The organism is Micromonospora sp. ABR4_055 (assembly GCF_056160425.1).
Map to the genome: position 1 here is coordinate 1 of NZ_JBSWXD010000050.1, position 17,271 is coordinate 17,271.

At 70.8% G+C, this 17,271-nt stretch carries 14 protein-coding genes; 5 read left to right on the forward strand and 9 right to left on the reverse strand.

Features of this window, described 5'->3' with window-relative positions; translation table 11 throughout:
* Positions 1 to 243 precede the first annotated feature (243 nt).
* From ACXAHD_RS14025 to serC, 7 genes are all read right to left on the reverse strand, one after another.
* The gene (locus ACXAHD_RS14025) at positions 244 to 1,911 is read right to left on the reverse strand and encodes a phospholipid carrier-dependent glycosyltransferase (RefSeq protein WP_281550503.1); all 1,668 of its coding nucleotides are present in this window, start codon (positions 1,909 to 1,911) and stop codon (positions 244 to 246) included.
* Between the two features lie 389 nt (positions 1,912 to 2,300).
* Positions 2,301 to 3,485, reverse strand: a complete 1,185-nt coding sequence (locus ACXAHD_RS14030; RefSeq protein ID WP_281550505.1) for an acyl-CoA dehydrogenase family protein — start codon at positions 3,483 to 3,485, stop codon at positions 2,301 to 2,303.
* 122 nt (positions 3,486 to 3,607) lie between these two features.
* Positions 3,608 to 4,270, reverse strand: coding sequence for a hypothetical protein (locus ACXAHD_RS14035; protein ID WP_281550506.1), 663 nt, complete (start codon positions 4,268 to 4,270; stop codon positions 3,608 to 3,610).
* A gap of 182 nt (positions 4,271 to 4,452) precedes the next feature.
* A complete protein-coding gene (locus ACXAHD_RS14040) occupies positions 4,453 to 5,067 on the reverse strand; it encodes a hypothetical protein (protein ID WP_281550507.1) in 615 nt (204 codons plus the stop codon).
* Positions 5,064 to 6,401 carry a cytochrome P450 gene (locus ACXAHD_RS14045; protein ID WP_289213128.1) on the reverse strand — a complete coding sequence of 446 codons (1,338 nt, stop codon included), beginning with the start codon at positions 6,399 to 6,401 and terminating at the stop codon, positions 5,064 to 5,066. Before ACXAHD_RS14045 ends, ACXAHD_RS14040 begins: the two co-directional genes overlap by 4 nt.
* Complete coding sequence (locus ACXAHD_RS14050) at positions 6,388 to 7,230, reverse strand: 2-oxo acid dehydrogenase subunit E2 (protein WP_289213129.1); 843 nt, start codon at positions 7,228 to 7,230, stop codon at positions 6,388 to 6,390. The genes ACXAHD_RS14045 and ACXAHD_RS14050 overlap by 14 nt, the downstream gene beginning before the upstream one ends.
* A gap of 12 nt (positions 7,231 to 7,242) precedes the next feature.
* Positions 7,243 to 8,367 (reverse strand): 3-phosphoserine/phosphohydroxythreonine transaminase, encoded by a 1,125-nt coding sequence (gene serC / locus ACXAHD_RS14055; RefSeq protein WP_289213130.1) that lies wholly within the window; start codon positions 8,365 to 8,367, stop codon positions 7,243 to 7,245.
* Between the two features lie 115 nt (positions 8,368 to 8,482).
* Between serC and ACXAHD_RS14060 the strand changes: the two genes are divergently transcribed.
* Together ACXAHD_RS14060 and ACXAHD_RS14065 are read left to right on the forward strand one after the other, a co-directional pair.
* Positions 8,483 to 9,052: a hypothetical protein gene (locus ACXAHD_RS14060; RefSeq protein WP_289213131.1), complete on the forward strand. Its 570-nt coding sequence runs from the start codon at positions 8,483 to 8,485 to the stop codon at positions 9,050 to 9,052.
* 179 nt (positions 9,053 to 9,231) lie between these two features.
* Positions 9,232 to 11,466, forward strand: a complete 2,235-nt coding sequence (locus ACXAHD_RS14065) for a S8 family serine peptidase (RefSeq protein ID WP_475050984.1) — start codon at positions 9,232 to 9,234, stop codon at positions 11,464 to 11,466.
* A 75-nt stretch (positions 11,467 to 11,541) separates the two neighbouring features.
* Here the strand turns inward: ACXAHD_RS14065 and ACXAHD_RS14070 are convergent, their stop codons facing one another.
* Positions 11,542 to 14,220, reverse strand: coding sequence for an ATP-binding protein (locus ACXAHD_RS14070; RefSeq protein ID WP_475050986.1), 2,679 nt, complete (start codon positions 14,218 to 14,220; stop codon positions 11,542 to 11,544).
* A 133-nt stretch (positions 14,221 to 14,353) separates the two neighbouring features.
* Here ACXAHD_RS14070 and ACXAHD_RS14075 point away from each other — a divergent pair, with 133 nt between their 5' ends.
* From ACXAHD_RS14075 to ACXAHD_RS14085, 3 genes are read left to right on the forward strand one after another with little or no spacing between them, the layout of a single operon-like run.
* Positions 14,354 to 15,175, forward strand: coding sequence for a S1C family serine protease (locus ACXAHD_RS14075; RefSeq protein WP_475050988.1), 822 nt, complete (start codon positions 14,354 to 14,356; stop codon positions 15,173 to 15,175).
* A 20-nt stretch (positions 15,176 to 15,195) separates the two neighbouring features.
* Positions 15,196 to 15,843, forward strand: a complete 648-nt coding sequence (locus tag ACXAHD_RS14080; protein ID WP_475050990.1) for a hypothetical protein — start codon at positions 15,196 to 15,198, stop codon at positions 15,841 to 15,843.
* Positions 15,843 to 16,349: a hypothetical protein gene (locus tag ACXAHD_RS14085; RefSeq protein WP_475050992.1), complete on the forward strand. Its 507-nt coding sequence runs from the start codon at positions 15,843 to 15,845 to the stop codon at positions 16,347 to 16,349. The genes ACXAHD_RS14080 and ACXAHD_RS14085 overlap by 1 nt, the downstream gene beginning before the upstream one ends.
* On the opposite strand, the gene ACXAHD_RS14090 is transcribed toward ACXAHD_RS14085, so the two are convergent.
* Positions 16,346 to 17,224, reverse strand: coding sequence for a helix-turn-helix transcriptional regulator (locus ACXAHD_RS14090; RefSeq protein WP_475050994.1), 879 nt, complete (start codon positions 17,222 to 17,224; stop codon positions 16,346 to 16,348). The genes ACXAHD_RS14085 and ACXAHD_RS14090 overlap by 4 nt on opposite strands.
* Between the last annotated feature and the right edge of the window lie 47 nt (positions 17,225 to 17,271).

The window sequence follows — 17,271 nt, forward strand, 5'->3', positions numbered from 1 at the left end:
AGACCGGCACCGTCTACGACGAGGCGACCGCGTGGTCGCATCACCTCAGCAAGGCTGCTGCTTGACATTCAAGCTCCTGGGATGTCTTTCGACGCTGGACCACCCGATCGAACATAGAGGAAAGAACACCGGCGCCACACCTCCGCTCTTCGGCGCTGGTTCCGAGGCCGTACGGACGATCAGCGCCAGATGCAGTGATGCTCGCCGATCGGCGATGTGGAATCGGGACAGGCGGTCGCCGGGTCAGCGGCGAAAGATGGTGATCGAGTGACCGACCTGGTCGATCGGCTCACTGCTGTCGATCAGCTCGCGCAACTCACCGCCGGTGGTCGCCACCCAGGTGTTGGACACCACCAGCAGTCCGCGTACCTCCTCAGGCGGCACCTCGCGCGGATCGGTGGCGGTGATGCCGTAGTACTCCGGCACGCCGGCGCCCTTGTAGGCCAGCCACACCCGCTCGTCCGGGTACCGCTGCCGCAGCCGGTCGGCCAACCGGCTCAGGTCCTGCCCCCAGTCCACGTTCGAGTCGTGCAGGTGGTGGTAGGTGCGCGCCGGGCCGCCGAACGCCTCGTTGGCGTACGGCAGGTAGAACGGGAACGCGCGGGCCGAACTTGCCGCGACCAGCGCGACCAGCACCACCGCGGCCGGCCGGGCGTACCGGGCGGCCGCGGCGGGCCACCGTACGGCGGTCACGGCCGCCGCCGACACGGCCAGACAGACCGGGACGACGATCGCGTACCGGACGCCGAGGTCGCGGGATCCGGTCATCGCGACGGCCAGCAGTAGGCCGGCCGGCAGCAGCAGGTACCCGGCGGCCGGGCGCAGCCGGGGCACCGACAGCATCGCCACCGCGCCGACCAGCCACAGCACCAGCGCCCCGAGCGGCGTCTTCACCAGCAGCGCGGCCGGCAGGTAGTACCACCGGTGGCCGGAGTAGGGCTCACCGAACAGGTACCCGCCCCATTGCCAGTCCTCGAAGCCGAACTGAATCCGCATGCCGTCGCGGAACGACTCCGGAAACGGCAGCCAGTCGACCACGGTTCCGCGCAGCCCGCCGATCGCCGGCACCGAGCCGGAGGGCACCGTCTGCAGCCGTGGGTCGACGACGAGATAGCTGGCCCACACGGTCAGCAACGCGAGGAGTCCAATCGCGGTCGCGGCCGCGCCGGTGACGACGTACCGCCGGGCCCGGGGTGAGGACGGGCGGGGCGGCCAGGCCGGCCGGGCGTGCCGGACCGACCAGGCGGCCAGCGCCAGCAGCACCGGCACCGCCGCCAACGCGCTCATCTTGGTGGCCAGTGCCGCGCCGAGCGCCAGGCCGGCCAACGGCAGGTAGAGCCACGGTCGCCGCCGCGCCCGCCACAGCAGCCAGACCGAGGTCAGCAGGAACCCGGCGGTGGGCACGTCGAGGGTGGCCAGCGAGCCGTGCGCGATCACGTCGGGCGTGAACGCGTACACCGCCAGGGCAATCAGGGCACCGGCCCGGCCGGTGATGTCGCGGGCGAACGCGAAGACCACCAACCCGAACGCCAGGGTCAGCAGAATCATCGGCAGCCGGGCCAGTAGCAGCAGCCGGTCGGCGTCGTTGCCCGCTTCGTACAGCACGTGCCGCCCGAGGTCCGTCTGGTTGCCCTGGAAGGACGGCTCGATGTACGGGTCGGCGAACGCCAGGCCGGCCCCGATGATCAGTTTGCCCAGCGGCGGATGTTCCGGATTGACCTGCAGACCACCGCCCTGCAGGTAGAGCGCCGCCGCACCCACGTACACCGGCTCGTCGATGGTCGGCGCCTGCGCCACCGCAGTGGCGACCATCGCGAACGCCATCTGCCCCAGCAGCAACGCCACGACCAGCGGATACCACCAACGCCGGTGCCGTCGCAGCCAGCCGGGCCGATCCGAGTTCTCCGTCACCGTGGCCGGCTGGTCATCCGGGGTAACGGGTACATCCCGGTCGAGGGCTCCCGACCTGCGAAAAAGACTCACGGGCCGGCAGCCTACCCGTCACCCGACTACGATCGTCACCTCGCTTGGATGATGCCCCCGGGGGAAGGACGGACGACGGTGGCCCGGGGTAGCTGAAGCCGGCTACCTACCGAGGATCGCAAAGACTCCGGGGCCGAGTCGGGAGGCCGGCACGGTTCGATCGGAGTTCGGACGCCCTTAGCCATTTCCGCTCCGGCGAGCGGAACCGCCGCCGGCTCACCTGCCGGCGGCGGTTCCGCCTGCGATGCGGACCGTAGTGAGTAGACCGAGCAGGGGTGTTCAGGTGACCCGGGCGCCCCTGCCGGACACGGCCGTCCTCAGATCAAGTGCGTGTTGGGCTCCAGCCCGCACAGCACGCGCCCGTACAGCTCGAGGTTCGTGTCCGGGTGCACGACGCCATGCAGACTGATCGTCTGGACATCACGCTCAATGCGTTGCATCGGCTTGTCCGAATAGATGGACGACCCACCGCTGGCGGTGTTAAGGATCTCCACCGCCTCTTTTGCAAGTTGGGTGGACACACCCAACTCCATGCGCGCGAGGGCACGCTCCTGAATGCTCCAGGACTCGCCATTGCGGACCTTGCTGTCCACTCGCTCGGCGGCGCGGCGCACATGGAACTCGGCCTCGTCGATTTTCATTGCGGCCCGAGCCACCTGCAGATGAGTGAGAGCGGATTCGGCCTGGTGTTCGTTGCTGGTGTAGGCGATCTTCCGGCTCGGTAGTTGCTCGAAGAAGGCGTCTCGCGCAGCCTTGGCCATGCCCAACGGGACAGCGGCGGCGCCAGCTGCAGTAATTGGAGAGAAAGGCGCCCTCCACATCAGTGAACCGGCATTCAGCCTGGAACGATGCTGGTTCTGCATCACCAAGGGGGCGATCGGCAGAATGCGCCCCTCGGGGACGAACAGGTCCGCCACGATGGTCGTCACGCTACCCGTACCGCGCAGACCCACGGTGTGCCAGTCGTCGACGATCGTCATGTCCGAGGTGGGCACGGCGAGCATCGCCGGAGCGGGCTCGCCGTCTGCACCGGCCAGTACGGCCGAGTGGATGAACCACTGGCTGTGCAGCACACCGGTGCTGAACGCCCACCTGCCGTTGAGGACGGCACCACCCTCGACCGGGGTGGCGACACCGTTCGGGCTGACGCTGCTGCCGATGAGGACGTCGGGGTCGGCGAAGATCTCGTCCTGCGTCTCGTCCGGCAACAGGCCGGCCAACCATGAGCTAATCGTCATCGTGCTCACTGCCCACCCGACGGAGCCGTCGCCGCGGGCAAGCTCGGAGATCACGTCGCAGACGGCGCCCACAGAGGACTCGAAGCCGCCGTAGCGGATCGGTACCCGCATCTTCATCAGCCCAGCATCGGCGATCGCCTGGAGCACCTCCTCGTGCAGGACCCGGTTCTCCTCCTGCCACGTTGCGTACCTGCGGATTAGCGGTACCAGCTCAGTTGCCCGGTGGACGAGCTCGGCGCTCGTCGGCGCCTCGATAGCCGTCATCAATACTCCCAACAGGATGCGAGGAAGGAACATTGCCCCTCCAAGCTGGGCGCCGATTAATTACCGGCATTAACAACTTTGACATGCTGTTACATTAGCCAACTTCTCTCAAGTTGCCGAGTTTACACTGCATCCGCATGGCCCATTAACCACAGTTTCGATAGCCGAACAGAAGACACTCCAAAGACGGAACTCGCACCATTTCTGCGGAGTGGAGGATCATTGAATGCCTTTGCCGTACGCAGAACCCGGAATGTTGTCGCAGGTCCGGGTGATGTCGGCAGACTGCCGATGATCGCATCACGGCTCAGTTCGACATCGCCCTGATCGGCCAGCGACGCCAGCGTCTGCGCCGGGCCAACCATGGACAACCAGATCCTGCGGGACCTGTTCGACGGGGTCGCCCGGGCCAGCGAGGTCCTCGTGGCTGGCCGACTGGGTCGAGCCGGAGCGCAACCACCGGCACGTCTCCCAGTCTGCCCGATCATCGGCAGCCGGGCCAGCGACAGCACCTGGTCGGCGTCGTTGCCCGCCTCGTACAGCACGTGCCGGCCAAGGTCCGACTGGTTGCCCCGGAAACCGGGGTCGATGCGGGGCTCGGCGAACATCAGACCCGCCCCGATGATTAGCTTGCCGAGCGGCGGATGTTCCGGGTTGACCTGCAGACCGCCGCCCTGCAGGTACAGCGCGGCCGCGCCCACGTACACCGGCTCGTCGATGGTCGGTGCCTGCGCCAGGGCGGTGGTGACCATCGCGAACGCCATCTGGCCCAGCAGCACGACCACGACCAGCGGTTACCACCAGCGCCGGTGCCGCCGCAGCCAACTTGGCCGCCGCTGCGGGTCCTGCGCCGCCGGGGTCGGAGGGTCATCCGGGACGTGGGGTGCATCCCGGTCGAGGACTCCCGGCTTACGCAAATGAATCACGGGCAGCGAGCCTACCGTCAGCCGCCGATCGCCAGCGCCGCCTACTCTGCCGGACGACCTGGTCTGGTTCGGTACGTCATCGATCCGATCGGCCAGCGCAGGAACATCCGCTCCTCGCCGTCGACGGTCCGGCGGTCCAGCAGTTCGGCGCCGAGCAGCAGGTACGGGCGCAGCCGCCGACGGGTGCAGGTGGCGTAGGCGACGTCGAAGCCGCGCGACGCCAGGTCGCGGTAGCCGACGTCGCGGATGAACCCGGTGTACGTGGCACGGGTCCAAGTGCGCCCGCCACCGGCGTGCATGACGTTGAGGATCTCGCAGACCCGACCACCGGCACGGCCCGCGTCCGGTGACATGGGCGGGCTGAACCCGAAGGAGGCGGACTGCAACCCGCGTTCGACGGCGACGCTGACCGCCATGGCCCCGATCAGCCGGCCGGTGGGCTGCCGCCAGCAGTAGACGACCTGGTCCTGGTACGGGATCCGGGTCCGCAGCCGTCGCCCGGTGTCGTCCCACTCCCAGATCAGCCGGACCAGCCGGTTGTCGGTCAGGCCGACGTAGGCCCGGTAGAAGTCCCCTTCGTACTCGGCGACCTGTGCCGGGTCGGCCGGGTCGAGCACGCCGTAGAAGGTGCCGTCGCCCGCAGCGAGGGCGTTCATGCCGGACCCACCAGTTCGACGTTCATGAGCAGCCCGTGCCGGAGATACTGGGTGACCGCCGGTGCCGCCTCGACCGGATGCCCGTCGACCGGTGTCAGCCGCACCCGCTGCCCGGCGACCGCCAGCACCGTCAGCATCTCGGTGATCGCGAAGTTCGTGCCGATGCACTTGCGCTGCCCGGCGGCGAACGGCAGGTAGGCGCGCCGCTGGTCGGTGGTCAGCCGGCCCGGCGCGAAGCGGTGCGGGCAGAAGGAGTCCGGCTCCGGCCAGTACTGCGGCATCCGGTGCAGGGTGTGCAGCGGGATCACGAGGTTGTCGCCCTGGTGGATCCGCCGGCCGTCGATGTCGTCGTCGGCGGTGGCGGTGCGGGTGAGGGTGTAGACCGGCGGGTAGAGCCGCATCGACTCCTGGATCACCTGCCGGGTGTAGTCCAGGGTGCCCAGGTCGTCGTAGGTCGGGGCCCGTCCGCCGAGCACCCGGGCCAGTTCCTCACGGAACCGGCCCGCGATCTCGTCGTCGTGTTGGCCGAGCAGGTGCCAGGTCCAGGCCAGCGCGGTCCCGGTCGTCTCGAAGCCGGCGAAGAACAGGGTGACGACCTGGTCGCGCAGTTCCCGGCGGCGCCGGCCGGCCTGTTCGCCGTAGGCGCGGATCAGATCGCTCAGGATGTCGGGGTACCGGTCGGTGTCGGCCAGCCGTTCCTCGATCCGCTCCGCCACGAAGTCGTCCACCGCCCGCAGATGGCGGGCGAACCGGCGGTGCAGCCGGGTGGGGAACCACAGTGGCACCGTCACCGGGCTGATGTTGCGGCGGACCACCACTTCCAACCCGACCCGTACGGTGTCGACGAAGTCGTTGGCGGTCGTCTTCGGATCGTGGCTGAACAGCGCCACGGCCATGACCCGCATGGCCAGGGTCTGCATGTCGCTGAACACGTCGACCGGTTCGCCCCGCTCGCGGGCGCGGTCCCAGCCGTCGACGACCTCGGTCACCAGGGTGGCGGTGATCTCGACGACGCGTTCGAGCAGCGCCCGGTTGAACACCGGCTGGGTCAGCGTCCGCTGCCGCCGCCACATCTCGCCGTCACTGCAGATCAGTCCCTGGCCGATGATCAGCGACAGGTTGTCGTGCTGCAGGCTGCGACCGTAGCCGGGCAGGTTCCCGATGAACACCCGCTGGTTGGCGTCCGCATCGGCCAGCAGCGTGAAGACCCGGTGCAGTACGCGGTACCGGACGAATCCGTCGTGGTCGGCGACCAGTCGCTTCTGCACGCCCAGCAGGTCGGTACGCAGGGCGCTGAGCCGCAGCCGCAGCGGCGGGTGGTCACTTCGCGGCACTGTCTTCGCCTCCCTGCAGTGTGAGGGTCTCGGTGACGAACGTGTCGTCGAGACCGGCGGCGTTCTCGATCAGCCCGGCCAACGTCTCGCCGAACCGGGCTCCGGGTGCACCGTCGACGATGTCGTGGTCGACCGTGACGGTGGCGCTGAGGGTCTTACGGGGCGCGGCGGCACCGTCGATCCACCGCACCTTGTCGAACATTCCGCCGACGATGAGCGTGCTGGTCAGGAACGAGATCGAGATCCCCCAGGACGGGCGCGGGCTGATGAAGGAGCCGACATTGGACAGTCCGACGGTGCCCCACTGACGTTTGACCCGGGCCGGGTCGCGCCGCATCCACCACCAGAGCGCCCGCCGGGCCGGGCGCGGCAGCCGCAGGAGCTGGCGGCGTCGACGGACCCCTTCGTCGTCGTACAGGTCGGTACGGGCAGCGGCGCGCATCTCGTGGTTGACCTGCGCCAGACTCTTGCGGTTCGCGGCCCGGACCACGTAGATGACCGGTACCAGCGATCCGTCGGGCTTGCGCTTCTCCAGCAGTGTGTTGACGTCCACATCGTCGAAGACGACCAGCTTGCGACGGCCCTTGCGGAAGGCGTGCAGCATCTTGTGTTCGTCGACCGCGTGACCGAGGCAGTAAACCAGAAAGGCGGTGAACGACAGCCCGTCGGGCACCTGGGCCCGGTAGTGCGCGACCAACTCCATCGGGCGGGACACGTCGAACTCCACCATGCCGTGCGCCATGTGGGTTCGGTGACCGACGCTCAGCGCGTCAACCACGAGTTCCCGGATACGCGGCCAGGGCAGTTCCTGGAACGGAGCAGCATTCATCGTGGCTTGTCTCTATCGTTCGGTGGACGGTTCGGGTGGCAGGTCCGTCGTCCGGTTGCGGCGCTCGAAAGTGTGCAGGAAGTCGACCAGCCGTTCGACCGACTCGACGGTCACCGCATTGAACAGGCTGGCCCGGCAGCCACCCACCGAGCGGTGCCCGGCCAGCCCGGCGATACCGGCCTGCTGCGCCTCGGCCAGGAACTCCGCCAGCAGCTGCGGGGTGGGCAGGTCGAACACCACGTTCATCAGCGAGCGCGACGCCGGGTCGACGGTGGTGCGGTAGAACGGGACGCCGTCCAGGTAGTCGTAGAGGATCTGCGCCTTGCGTCGGTTGATCCCGCCCATGCTGGCCAGCCCGCCGATTTCGTCGGCCAACCAGCCCAGCATCAACCAGGTGACGTAGATGGCGAAGGTCGGCGGGGTGTGGAAGTTCGACCCGTGTCGTCGGTGCACCCGGTAGTCGAGCACCGCCGGCAGCTCACCGACGATGCCGTCCAGCATGCACCGACGCGCGACCACGACGGTCACTCCGGCGACGCCGATGTTCTTCTGCGCGTGGGCGTAGACGACGTCGTACGCCGCCGGGTCGAAGGTGTCGGACATCAGGTCGGAGCTCATGTCCGCGATCACCGGCACCGCGACGGCGGGTGCCTGGTGGAACTGGGTGCCCTCCACCGTGTTGTTGGTGACCAGGTGCAGGTAGCGGGCGTCCGGCCGGGGCCGGATCGAGCCGTCCGGTGGAACGTAGGTGTGGTCCCGGTCGGCGGAGGAGGCCACTACCGCCACGTCGCGTCCGAGGGTCCGTGGCTCACGGATCGCCTTGGCTGCCCAGTACCCGGTGTCGACGTAGTCGACCGGGTCACCGGGTGCCGAGAAGTTCATCGGGACCATTGCGAACTGGAGCGATCCGCCACCCTGCAGCAGCAGAACGTCGGACTCGTCGCCGAGGCCCAGCAGGCGACGGACCCGTTCGGTCGTGTCGGCCAGGAGGAACTCGACCTCGGGTGCCCGGTGGCTGATCTCCATCACGCTCATCCCGGTGCCCTGGAAGTCGTCGAGTTCGACGCGGATGCGTTCCATGACGCTGCGGGGCAGGCCGGTAGGTCCCGCGTAGAAGTTGAGAACCGCACGGTCCATCGACACTGCTGCCACCTCACCACCGCCCCCGCCCGGTCGGGCTGCGCCAAGATCGTCGCACAGTCGCTCCACCCGATGTCTGAGGCGGTGCTGAGGGAAAAATGAGGATTCCCTGGTGGGCTCCGGCCGTCCAGCGGCGGAGTACGGGTCGGCGGTAGCGTCCGAATTGTCCCGCGACGGCGACATGCTCGCCGCCATGCAGGCCGCGATGCACGGCCTCAGCTCCGAACGGACCAGCAAACAGCGGGTCGTCGTGCGTGGCTCCGGCAACGTACCGACCAGCTCCCGGCTGTCGCTGCCCAGCTACACCGTGCTGGACGTGTGCGGCACCATCAACGTGACCGGCTCCGGCTCCGGTGACATGGCCCTCGGTGTACCTGCGGCACCACCGATGTCAAGGTGCAGAACCTGCGGCTGTCCGGCGGGCTCGGCATCCGCATCGACAACCACGGCGACGACCGCGCGGTCAAGGTGCGCAACGGTCATCGCCAGCGGCGGCGGACGCGGCATCTTCTGCTTGTCCGAAAGCGGCGGGCGGGCCCGCAGCGAGTTTCCCGATCTCCCCCGGGATCACCTTCCAGAACCTGACCGTCACCAACATCGAATCGTGCAGAGCCCCTGCGGCGGTGCCAACAACGTCATCCGCAACGTCACCCGGGTCAACTTGTCGTTGAGCTGGTGCTGACCCTGGCCAGCTGATGTCGGCGTCCAATCCGGGCGTCGACCGGACGCCGACGCCACCCGCCGCCGCGCCACCCGGCAATCCGGCGCGGCGGCGGCTCTCAGAAGGCTCTGAATTTCCCGCCGCATGCTGTTGACGCAGATCCATGAAACGTCAGCTTCGACGCACCGGGAGGAACGAGCATGGTGTCGGCAAGAGCAGGAGTGCTGTTGACGGCGCTGCTGGCCCTGGTCCCAGCGGCACCCGGGGCGGCCGCCGCGCCACCGGAGGCGACCGTGCACGGCGTCGGCGGCGCCACCGCCGTGGCGGACTCGTACATCGTCGTCCTCGCCGACACGGTGGCCGGCGGCGCCGCCGACACCGCCAGCGGGGTCGAACGCACCGTGTCCGCGCTCGCCGACCGGTACCGGGGTGACGTCGCCCAGGTCTACCGGCACGCGCTGCGTGGCTTCGAGGTCCGGCTCCCACAGCGCCAGGCCCGCCGCCTGGCCGCCGACCCCCGGGTGGCCTCGGTGACGCAGAACCACACCGTGACGGCGGCGGACGTGCAGACGCCGGTGCCGTCCTGGGGCCTCGACCGGATCGACCAGCGGACCGGACCGCTCGACGACGCGTACGCCTATCCGGACGTCGCGCCGGTCGTGCGGGCCTACATCATCGACACCGGCATGCGACTGACCCACCACGAGTTCACCGGACGGGTCCGTTCCGGGCGGGACACCATCGACAGCGACGACGACGCCAGCGACTGTCGCGGGCACGGCACGCACGTCGCCGGCACGGTCGGCGGCACCACCTACGGGGTGGCCAAGAACGTGGAGCTGGTCGCCGTACGGGTGCTCAACTGCAACGGCGAAGGCAACGTCGCCACCGTGATCGGCGGCATCGACTGGGTCACCGCCGACCACGACCCGGGCGAGCCGGCGGTGGCCAACATGAGCCTCGGCGGTTTCTCCTACACGCCGATGGACCAGGCCGTGGCCCGGTCCGTCGCCGACGGCATCACCTACGTCGTGGCGGCCGGCAACGACGGCACCGACGCCTGCACCAGGTCCCCGGCCAGGGTGCCGGAGGCGATCACGGTCGGTGCCACCGGTCCCGACGACGCCCGCGCCCCGTTCTCCAATGTGGGCGGCTGTGTCGACATCTTCGCCCCGGGCGTCGACATCGTCTCGGCCGGTCTCGACAGCGACACCGCCGCCGTGCCGGCCAGCGGCACCTCGATGGCCGCCCCACACGTCACCGGCGCCGCCGCGCTGATCCTCGCGGACCACCCCGACTACACCCCGGCGCAGGTCACCGCCGAGCTCCTCGCCGAGGCCACGCCCGGGGTGGTGACCGACCCCGGCACCGGCTCACCGGACCGGCTGCTCTACGTCGACGACGTCACCGCCGACGACGACTTCAGCCTGACCGCCGGGCCGGCGAGCGCGACCACGCCGGCCGGGGGCACCGTCACCACCACCGTCACGGCGACGGTCACCGCCGGCGCGGCGCAGTCCGTCGGTCTCAGCGCGGTCGGGCTGCCGCGGGGCGCGAGCGCCACCTTCACCCCGGCCACGATCGGCTCGGCCGGCAGCACCACGCTGACCATCAGCACCGCGGCCCTCACCAGCGCCGGCACGTACCCGGTGGTGATCCTCGGCACCGGTACGGCCGCCACCCGGACGACCGGCTTCACCCTGACCGTCGATGCGCTGCCGGGCTGCGCCGCCGTCAACGACACCGACACGGCGCTGCCGTTCAGCGGAGCCGTCGACATCCCCATCACCATCACCGGCTGCGCGGGCAACGCGGCCAGCAACAGCACCATCGAGGTACGCATCGAGCACACCGCCATCCACGACCTGCAGGTGGAGCTGTTCGCCCCGGACGGCACCCGCTACTTCCTGCTGGTCCGCACCGGCAGCGGAGCCGGCCCCGACGTCGACCACACCTTCACCTACGACCTGTCGGACAAGGTGGCCAACGGGACGTGGCGCCTGCAGGTGCGCGACGCCGGCCCGCAGGGCACCGGATTCTTCGACTCCTGGGCGTTGAACCTCGCCGGGGCCGACCTGCCGGTGCCGGTGTGCGGCGGTGTGGCGACCGCCGACGTGCCGATCGCCGACCATGACGTCGCCGAGAGCCCGATCACGGTGACCGGGTGCGACCATGCACCGGGCCGCAGCGCCTGGGTGGACGTACGGGTGGTGCACCCGTGGTCCCGGGACCTCAGCTACCAGCTGGTCGCGCCGGACGGGCGGGTGTTCACCCTGCAGGGCGTCAACGGCATGGGTCTGCCGAACATGTTCCGGACCTTCGTCGTCGACCCGTCCGGGCAACCCGCGAACGGCACCTGGAAGCTGCGGGTCGAGGACCACTACTGGGGGGTGTCCGGGCCGGCGTACATCGACAGCTGGCGGCTCAGCTTCTGACCCGGCCGATGACGGGAGGTACGCGGCTGTTGGACACCACCGGCAGGCCGCGTACCGGTCTCGGACGGCGGCCGGTCAGAGTTCATCGGTGGTGATGAGGCCGTCCTGCAGGGCGCGGGCGACGAGGGCGGCCTTGGTGGGCGCCTCGCGGCCGACGTTGGCGTACTTGACGCGGACCCGCTCCAGGCAGGAGTTGACCCGGTGCACGGTCAGGCGCAGCCGGTTGGCGACCATCTCCTTCGACTCGGAGTGGAACCATTCGATCAGCACCTGCTGTTCACGCGGGGACAGCCGGGGGCGTTGGGAACGCTCGTCGGTGCCGAACGCACCGGCGAGGGCCGGCGGGGTGTACGGCGTACCGGCCGCGGCGGCGGTGACCGCGGCCACCAGGTGCTCCTCGCCCTCGGCCTTGGTCAGATAGGTGAAGGCACCGATGTCGAGGGCGGTGAGGGCACTGTCCCGGTCGTCGCGCATGCTGTAGACGACGACCTGGCGGCCGGCGTCGACGAGCCGCTTGAGGTCACCGTAGGCGGGGCCGGTGACGTCGAGCTGCAGGTCGAGCACGACGACGTCGGCGCCCGCCCCCGGGTCGAGCCAGGCGACGGCGACGGTGGGGCCGGCGGCGACGAGGCTGACGGTCACCGTCCCGCCGGTGCTGGCGACCGTCAGCCGGGCCGTGCCGCTGGCCGTGGCGAGGGCGGCGATCGCCGGCTCGACGAGCCGCCGGCGCACCGGCGGCGGCAGCTCGGGGCGGGTGCCGCGTTCGGCGAAGGTGACCGTGACACCGTTGCGTTCGGCCTGCTCGATGCAGGCCCGCAGCTCGTGGGACAGTGAGTCGGCGGTGCCGGCGTCCTCGACGATCAGCCGGCGCATCCGGGCGGCCTCGGCCGCGCACGACCGGCGCACCGCCTCGTCGCCGGGGTCCAGCGCGCCGCCGGCCAGACCTTCCAGCAGCGGTACGGTGGTGGCCGCCAGCGCCGACATCCGGTCGGCCCGGTCGGCGTGCAGGTGTCGGGCGACCGCCTCGGCGGTGCGTACCCGCTCGGCGGCGCCCATCGCCCGCGCCGACGAGGTCGCCATCTGGCGCAGCACGGCGGCGATCATCGCGATCGCGACCTGGAAGGCGAGCACCGCCCAGCTGGCGCTCACCGCGCCGGCGACGCTCAACGCCGCGTCACCGGCGAGGGCGGCCTGCCCGAACGTCATCAGGTACTGGGCGACGAGAACGGCCGCGAAGGCGGCGACCCGGGCGTCCATCATGAGCAGCACCACCTGCCAGCCGGCGTCGCCCTCCGACCAGTGCGCCGGGCCGAGCAGGTACTCCGGCCGCACCGACGAGGTCGCCAGCGCGGACACCCCGAAGACCAGCGCCAGCAGCGGCAGCCGCCACCGGCCGAGCGGGCGGTCGCGCCAGGTGGCGACACCCACGGCGAGGGTCACCGCGAGCAGGCCGGCCCAGGCGACGAACTGCGGCCAGAGCGAGGTGTACGCCTCGCGGCTGGTCAGCAGCCGGGCCAGGTCGAGCAGCAGCAGGATCGCCAGGCTCAGCACGACGACGGCCCAGCGCAGTCCCCGTTGGAACGAGGCCGCGATGACGCCCCGGTCGGTGCCGGTGATCTCGGGCACGGCCCGGGGGCAGGTCAGGGTGACGGTGGTGCCATGGCCGGGCCGGCTGTCGATCCGGGCCTGACCGCCGACGCGGATCATCCGCTCCGTCAACGACCGGGTCACCCCGTACCGGTCGGGGCCGACCTTGGCCGGGTCGAAGCCGACGCCGCGGTCGGTGATCGTCACCGTGACCCGCTCGGCGTCGTCCGTCACCCGGATCTCGGCCCGGCCGGTCCCGGCGTGCCGGGCCACGTTGTTCACCGCCTCGCGGACGCCTCGGCTGAGCGCCACGGCGTCGGCGGCCGGCAACGGCAGTCTGTCGGGGGTGCGCCAGGTGATGTGCAGGGCGGTGGTGCCGGTGGCGTCGCGCAGCAGCGCAACGAGGTCGGTCTCGCCCTGGGCGGCCTCGGCGGAGCGGTGCAGTTCCCGCAGATCCCGGCGGGCCTGCTCAGCGAGCCATGGCTCGTGGCGGGCCACCACACCGCCACCGACCACCAACAGGGTCGCGGCGGCGGTGTCGTGCAGCGCCGCGAGGTACTCCTGTTCGTCACGACGCCGGGCCGCCGCGACAGCCGCCGCGCGGCCCAGCCGCGCGGCACGTTCGACGGCCCGGTCGGCGACGCGGGCACCGCGCCGCACGAACCGGTACAGAGCCCAGGACAGCGCCGCCTGCGCGGCCGTCCACGGCCCGATCGCCGGGTCGGCGAGCCAGCCGCCCGGGTCGGCCAGGGTCGCGCCGACGAAGTACGTGGTCACGATGGCGGCGGTGGCCCCGGTGAGCAGCGGCCAGTCGACCTGCCACGGGTAGGTGACGACGACCAGGTTGACGACGACGAGGATCCAGGTCGACCCCCCGCGCGGGTCGGACACGACGGTCCAGCTCTGGGTCAGGCAGGCGCCGCACACCGCCGCGACGTCGACCAGTGGCAGCCAGCGGCGGGTATGCCGGGAGCCGCGCACCAGGGCGGCGGCGTAGCCCAGGCTCCACGCGTTGAACGCCACCACGACCGCCACGGCGGCCGCCCGGTCGGGTGCGGCACCGAGGGCCAGATAGACCGAGCTGGACAGTCCGATCACGACGATACGCAGATTGAGCGCGTACCGCAGCCCTTGACGGAGTAGCCGCTGTTCCACCGCGCCCGGCACGGAGCCGATCGTATCGAGGCCGTGCACGTTCCCGGGCCGTCGATGGGGGTCAAACGACTATCACCGGGCCACCACCAGCGCCGATACGCTCGATCACGCAGACGGGACGGTGGGTGAGTCTCATGGGGGTGTCATGGCGACGGGCGTGCTGCGCTGGGCTGCCGCGACGGGCGTTACGGCCGCACTGGTCGCGCTCGCGGCGGTCGTCGGCGTCCAGGCGGGGCAGATCGACCAGCTGCGGGAGGATCTGGCCGGCGCGCAGCGGAGCCAGCAGGAGGCCGCCGACGGCACCGATCAGCGGCTGGACAGCCTGGACGGCCGGCTCGCGGCGGTCGAGGAAGACGCTGAGCAGGTCTTCGACCCGCCGACGGTCGCGGCCGCCGTGCTGCCCAGCGTCTTCCAGGTGATCGCCGACGACTTCACCGGCAGCGCCTTCGCCGTCGGTGCGCCCGATGCGACCGCGTCCGGCGGGAGCGCGTCCGGCGGGACCGGCCGCACCAACGTGCTGACCGCCTTCCACGTGGTCGAGGCGGTCTGGTCGCGCAACGGCAGATCGGTGCGGTTGGAGCGGGACGGCAAGCGGTACACGGCGGTGATCACGGATGTGGACCAGTCGCAGGACATCGCCCTGCTGAAGGTCGACACCGGGTTCGCGGGCCTGCCCGCCGCCGCCGATCCCCCCGGTGCCGGCGAGAGCGTCCTGGTCGTCGGCGCGCCGCTCGGGCTCACCCAGACGATCACGACCGGTGTGGTCAGCGCGGTGCGTGAGCGTACCGACGGGCCCGGGTCGGTGATCCAGTTCGACGCGCCCGTCAATCGCGGCAACTCCGGTGGCCCCGTCATCAACACACGCAAGGAGGTCGTGGGGATCGCCAACGCGAAGGCGCGGGACGCGGAGGGCATCGGGCTCGCCGTACCGATCCAGACCGCCTGCGAGACCTTCCACGTCTGCTGATCGACACCATCGGAGGAACCATGTCGTACCCGTACGGGTCGGAGGACGCCCAGTACAGTGCCCCGGCGACCCCCGCGCCGACCTACCCGGCCGCCGCCTATCCGCCGGCGCCTCCGCCGCCCGTCTCCGCACCGCCGACCGCCACTGCACCGGGTGCCGCCCCGCCGACCGCCGCGCCGCCGGCGTACGGGCCGCCGACCGCCACACCGCCGACCTCCGGGCCGCCCACGTACGGGCCGCCGACGTACCCGCAGGTGCCACCGCCCGCGCCGAAGGGGCGGGCCACACTGGCTCTCGCGGTCCTGTCGGTGCTGCTTCTCGCCCTCGGGGCCGTCGGCTTCGGCCTGTACCTCAACGAGCGTGGCGAGCTCCGCGAGACCAGCTCAGATCTCAGCACCCAACTGCAGGAGCAGCGCGACATCGTCACCGAGCGGGACGAGAAGATCGCTGAGACCGAGGTACGGGTCGGCGAGCTGACCGACGAGCTGAACAGCACGAAGGAGAACCTGGCCGGCGTCACCGAGGAACGTGACGTCCTGCTGCCGTGCATGCGGCGGGCGCAGGAGATGTTCGACGCCGCCCGCGCCGGCGACGAGGACAAGCTGGACACCGCGCTCCGCCAGGCCGACACTGCCTGCAGCAGGGCCCAGGCCGGGGTGGACTCCTGATGACCACCACGGATGAACGCCGTCGCTCCCCTGTCGCAGGGTTCGCCGTAGCCGGCGCGGTGATCGCGGTGCTGGCCGTGGCCGCGGTCGTGGTGGTGGTGTTGGCCAGGGGCGGCGGACCCGCCGACGAGTTCGAGCAGGCCGCCGAGCAGTTCCACAGCCGGTACGAGCCGTTGGCGGGGCAACTCGCCACCAACGTGGACCGGGCCGGCGACGGTCTGATGGATGCCGGGCTGCTGACCGCCCAGCAGGACGCTCGGGCGTTGGCGGATCTGTTCGTCACCTACGGCGAGGCGCTGGCCGCCATCGAGTTCCCGGCGGAAGCCGAGCAGGCCGCGACGCAGCTGGCGAACGCTGTTGAGGCCGGCCGGGTTCTGATGGTGAACGCGGCCGGCTTCTTCTCGAAGGGCCCGATGGTGTCCATCTTGGATGATCTGCAGCCCAGGACCGAGGCCGTCATCGCCGAACGCGAACAGGCGTTGCGCCAGGCGTTGGGCGGTTCCTAGCGGTCGACGGTGTCCGGCTGCTGCTGGGAGGCGGCCCACGAAGCGAGCAGGCGTAGCGCGTCCGCCGACGGGCTGCCCGGCTCGGCCGCGTAGATCGTCAGGGTCAGTCCGGGCTCGGCGGCCATCTCCAGCCCTTCGTAGGCGAGGGTCAGCTCACCGACGACGTGGTGCCGGTACGTCTTCGTGCCGGTGCCGTGGTGGCGGACGTCGTGCGCGCCCCACCGGGTGCGGAACTCGGCGCTGCGGGTGGACAGCTCCCCGACCAGGTCGTGCAGGTCCTTGTCATGCGGGTCGCGGCCGGCCTCGGTACGCAGGATGGCGACCACGATGTCGGCCGCCGTCCCCCAGTCGGGGTAGAAGTCCCGGGCGGCGGGGTCGAGGAACGTGAACCGGGCAAGGTTCGGTGGTCGCTGCGGCTGCGCGTACACCTGGTCGTAGAAGGCGCGGGCCAGCTGGTTGCCGGCGAGCAGGTCCATCCGGCCGTTACGCACGAACGCCGGCCCGTCGGTGACGGCGTCGAGGGTCCACCGCAGGCTGGGGTGCGGGGTCCACTGCCGGCTGCGGCGACGCCGGGGGCGCATCAGGGTGCTGCTGCCCTCGGCGGCGCGGGCCAGGTCGAACAGGTGGGCCCGTTCAGCGTCGTCGAGCTGCAGGGCGCGGGCGATCGCGTCGAGCACACTGGTCGACACCCCGGCCAACGCGCCGCGTTCGAGCTTGGCGTAGTACTCGATGCTCACCCCGGACAGCGCGGCGACCTCGGCGCGGCGCAGCCCGGGGACGCGGCGGTTGGTGCCGGCGGGCAGCCCGGCCCGCGCCGGGCTGATCTTGGCGCGGCGTGAGACGAGGAACTCGCGGACCTCGGTGCGGTTGTCCACGTCACCGACGGTACGTGGCGCCGCCCGCCGGTGGGGTGCCCTGCCGG

Coding starts and splice junctions, on each gene's coding strand:
- ACXAHD_RS14030 (WP_281550505.1), bottom strand. CDS start 3,485: ATGACGGCTATCGAGGCGCCGACGAGCGCCGAGCTCGTCCACCGGGCA.
- ACXAHD_RS14040 (WP_281550507.1), bottom strand. CDS start 5,067: ATGAACGCCCTCGCTGCGGGCGACGGCACCTTCTACGGCGTGCTCGAC.
- ACXAHD_RS14050 (WP_289213129.1), bottom strand. CDS start 7,230: ATGAATGCTGCTCCGTTCCAGGAACTGCCCTGGCCGCGTATCCGGGAA.
- serC (WP_289213130.1), bottom strand. CDS start 8,367: ATGGACCGTGCGGTTCTCAACTTCTACGCGGGACCTACCGGCCTGCCC.
- ACXAHD_RS14065 (WP_475050984.1), top strand. CDS start 9,232: ATGGTGTCGGCAAGAGCAGGAGTGCTGTTGACGGCGCTGCTGGCCCTG.
- ACXAHD_RS14075 (WP_475050988.1), top strand. CDS start 14,354: ATGGCGACGGGCGTGCTGCGCTGGGCTGCCGCGACGGGCGTTACGGCC.
- ACXAHD_RS14080 (WP_475050990.1), top strand. CDS start 15,196: ATGTCGTACCCGTACGGGTCGGAGGACGCCCAGTACAGTGCCCCGGCG.
- ACXAHD_RS14085 (WP_475050992.1), top strand. CDS start 15,843: ATGACCACCACGGATGAACGCCGTCGCTCCCCTGTCGCAGGGTTCGCC.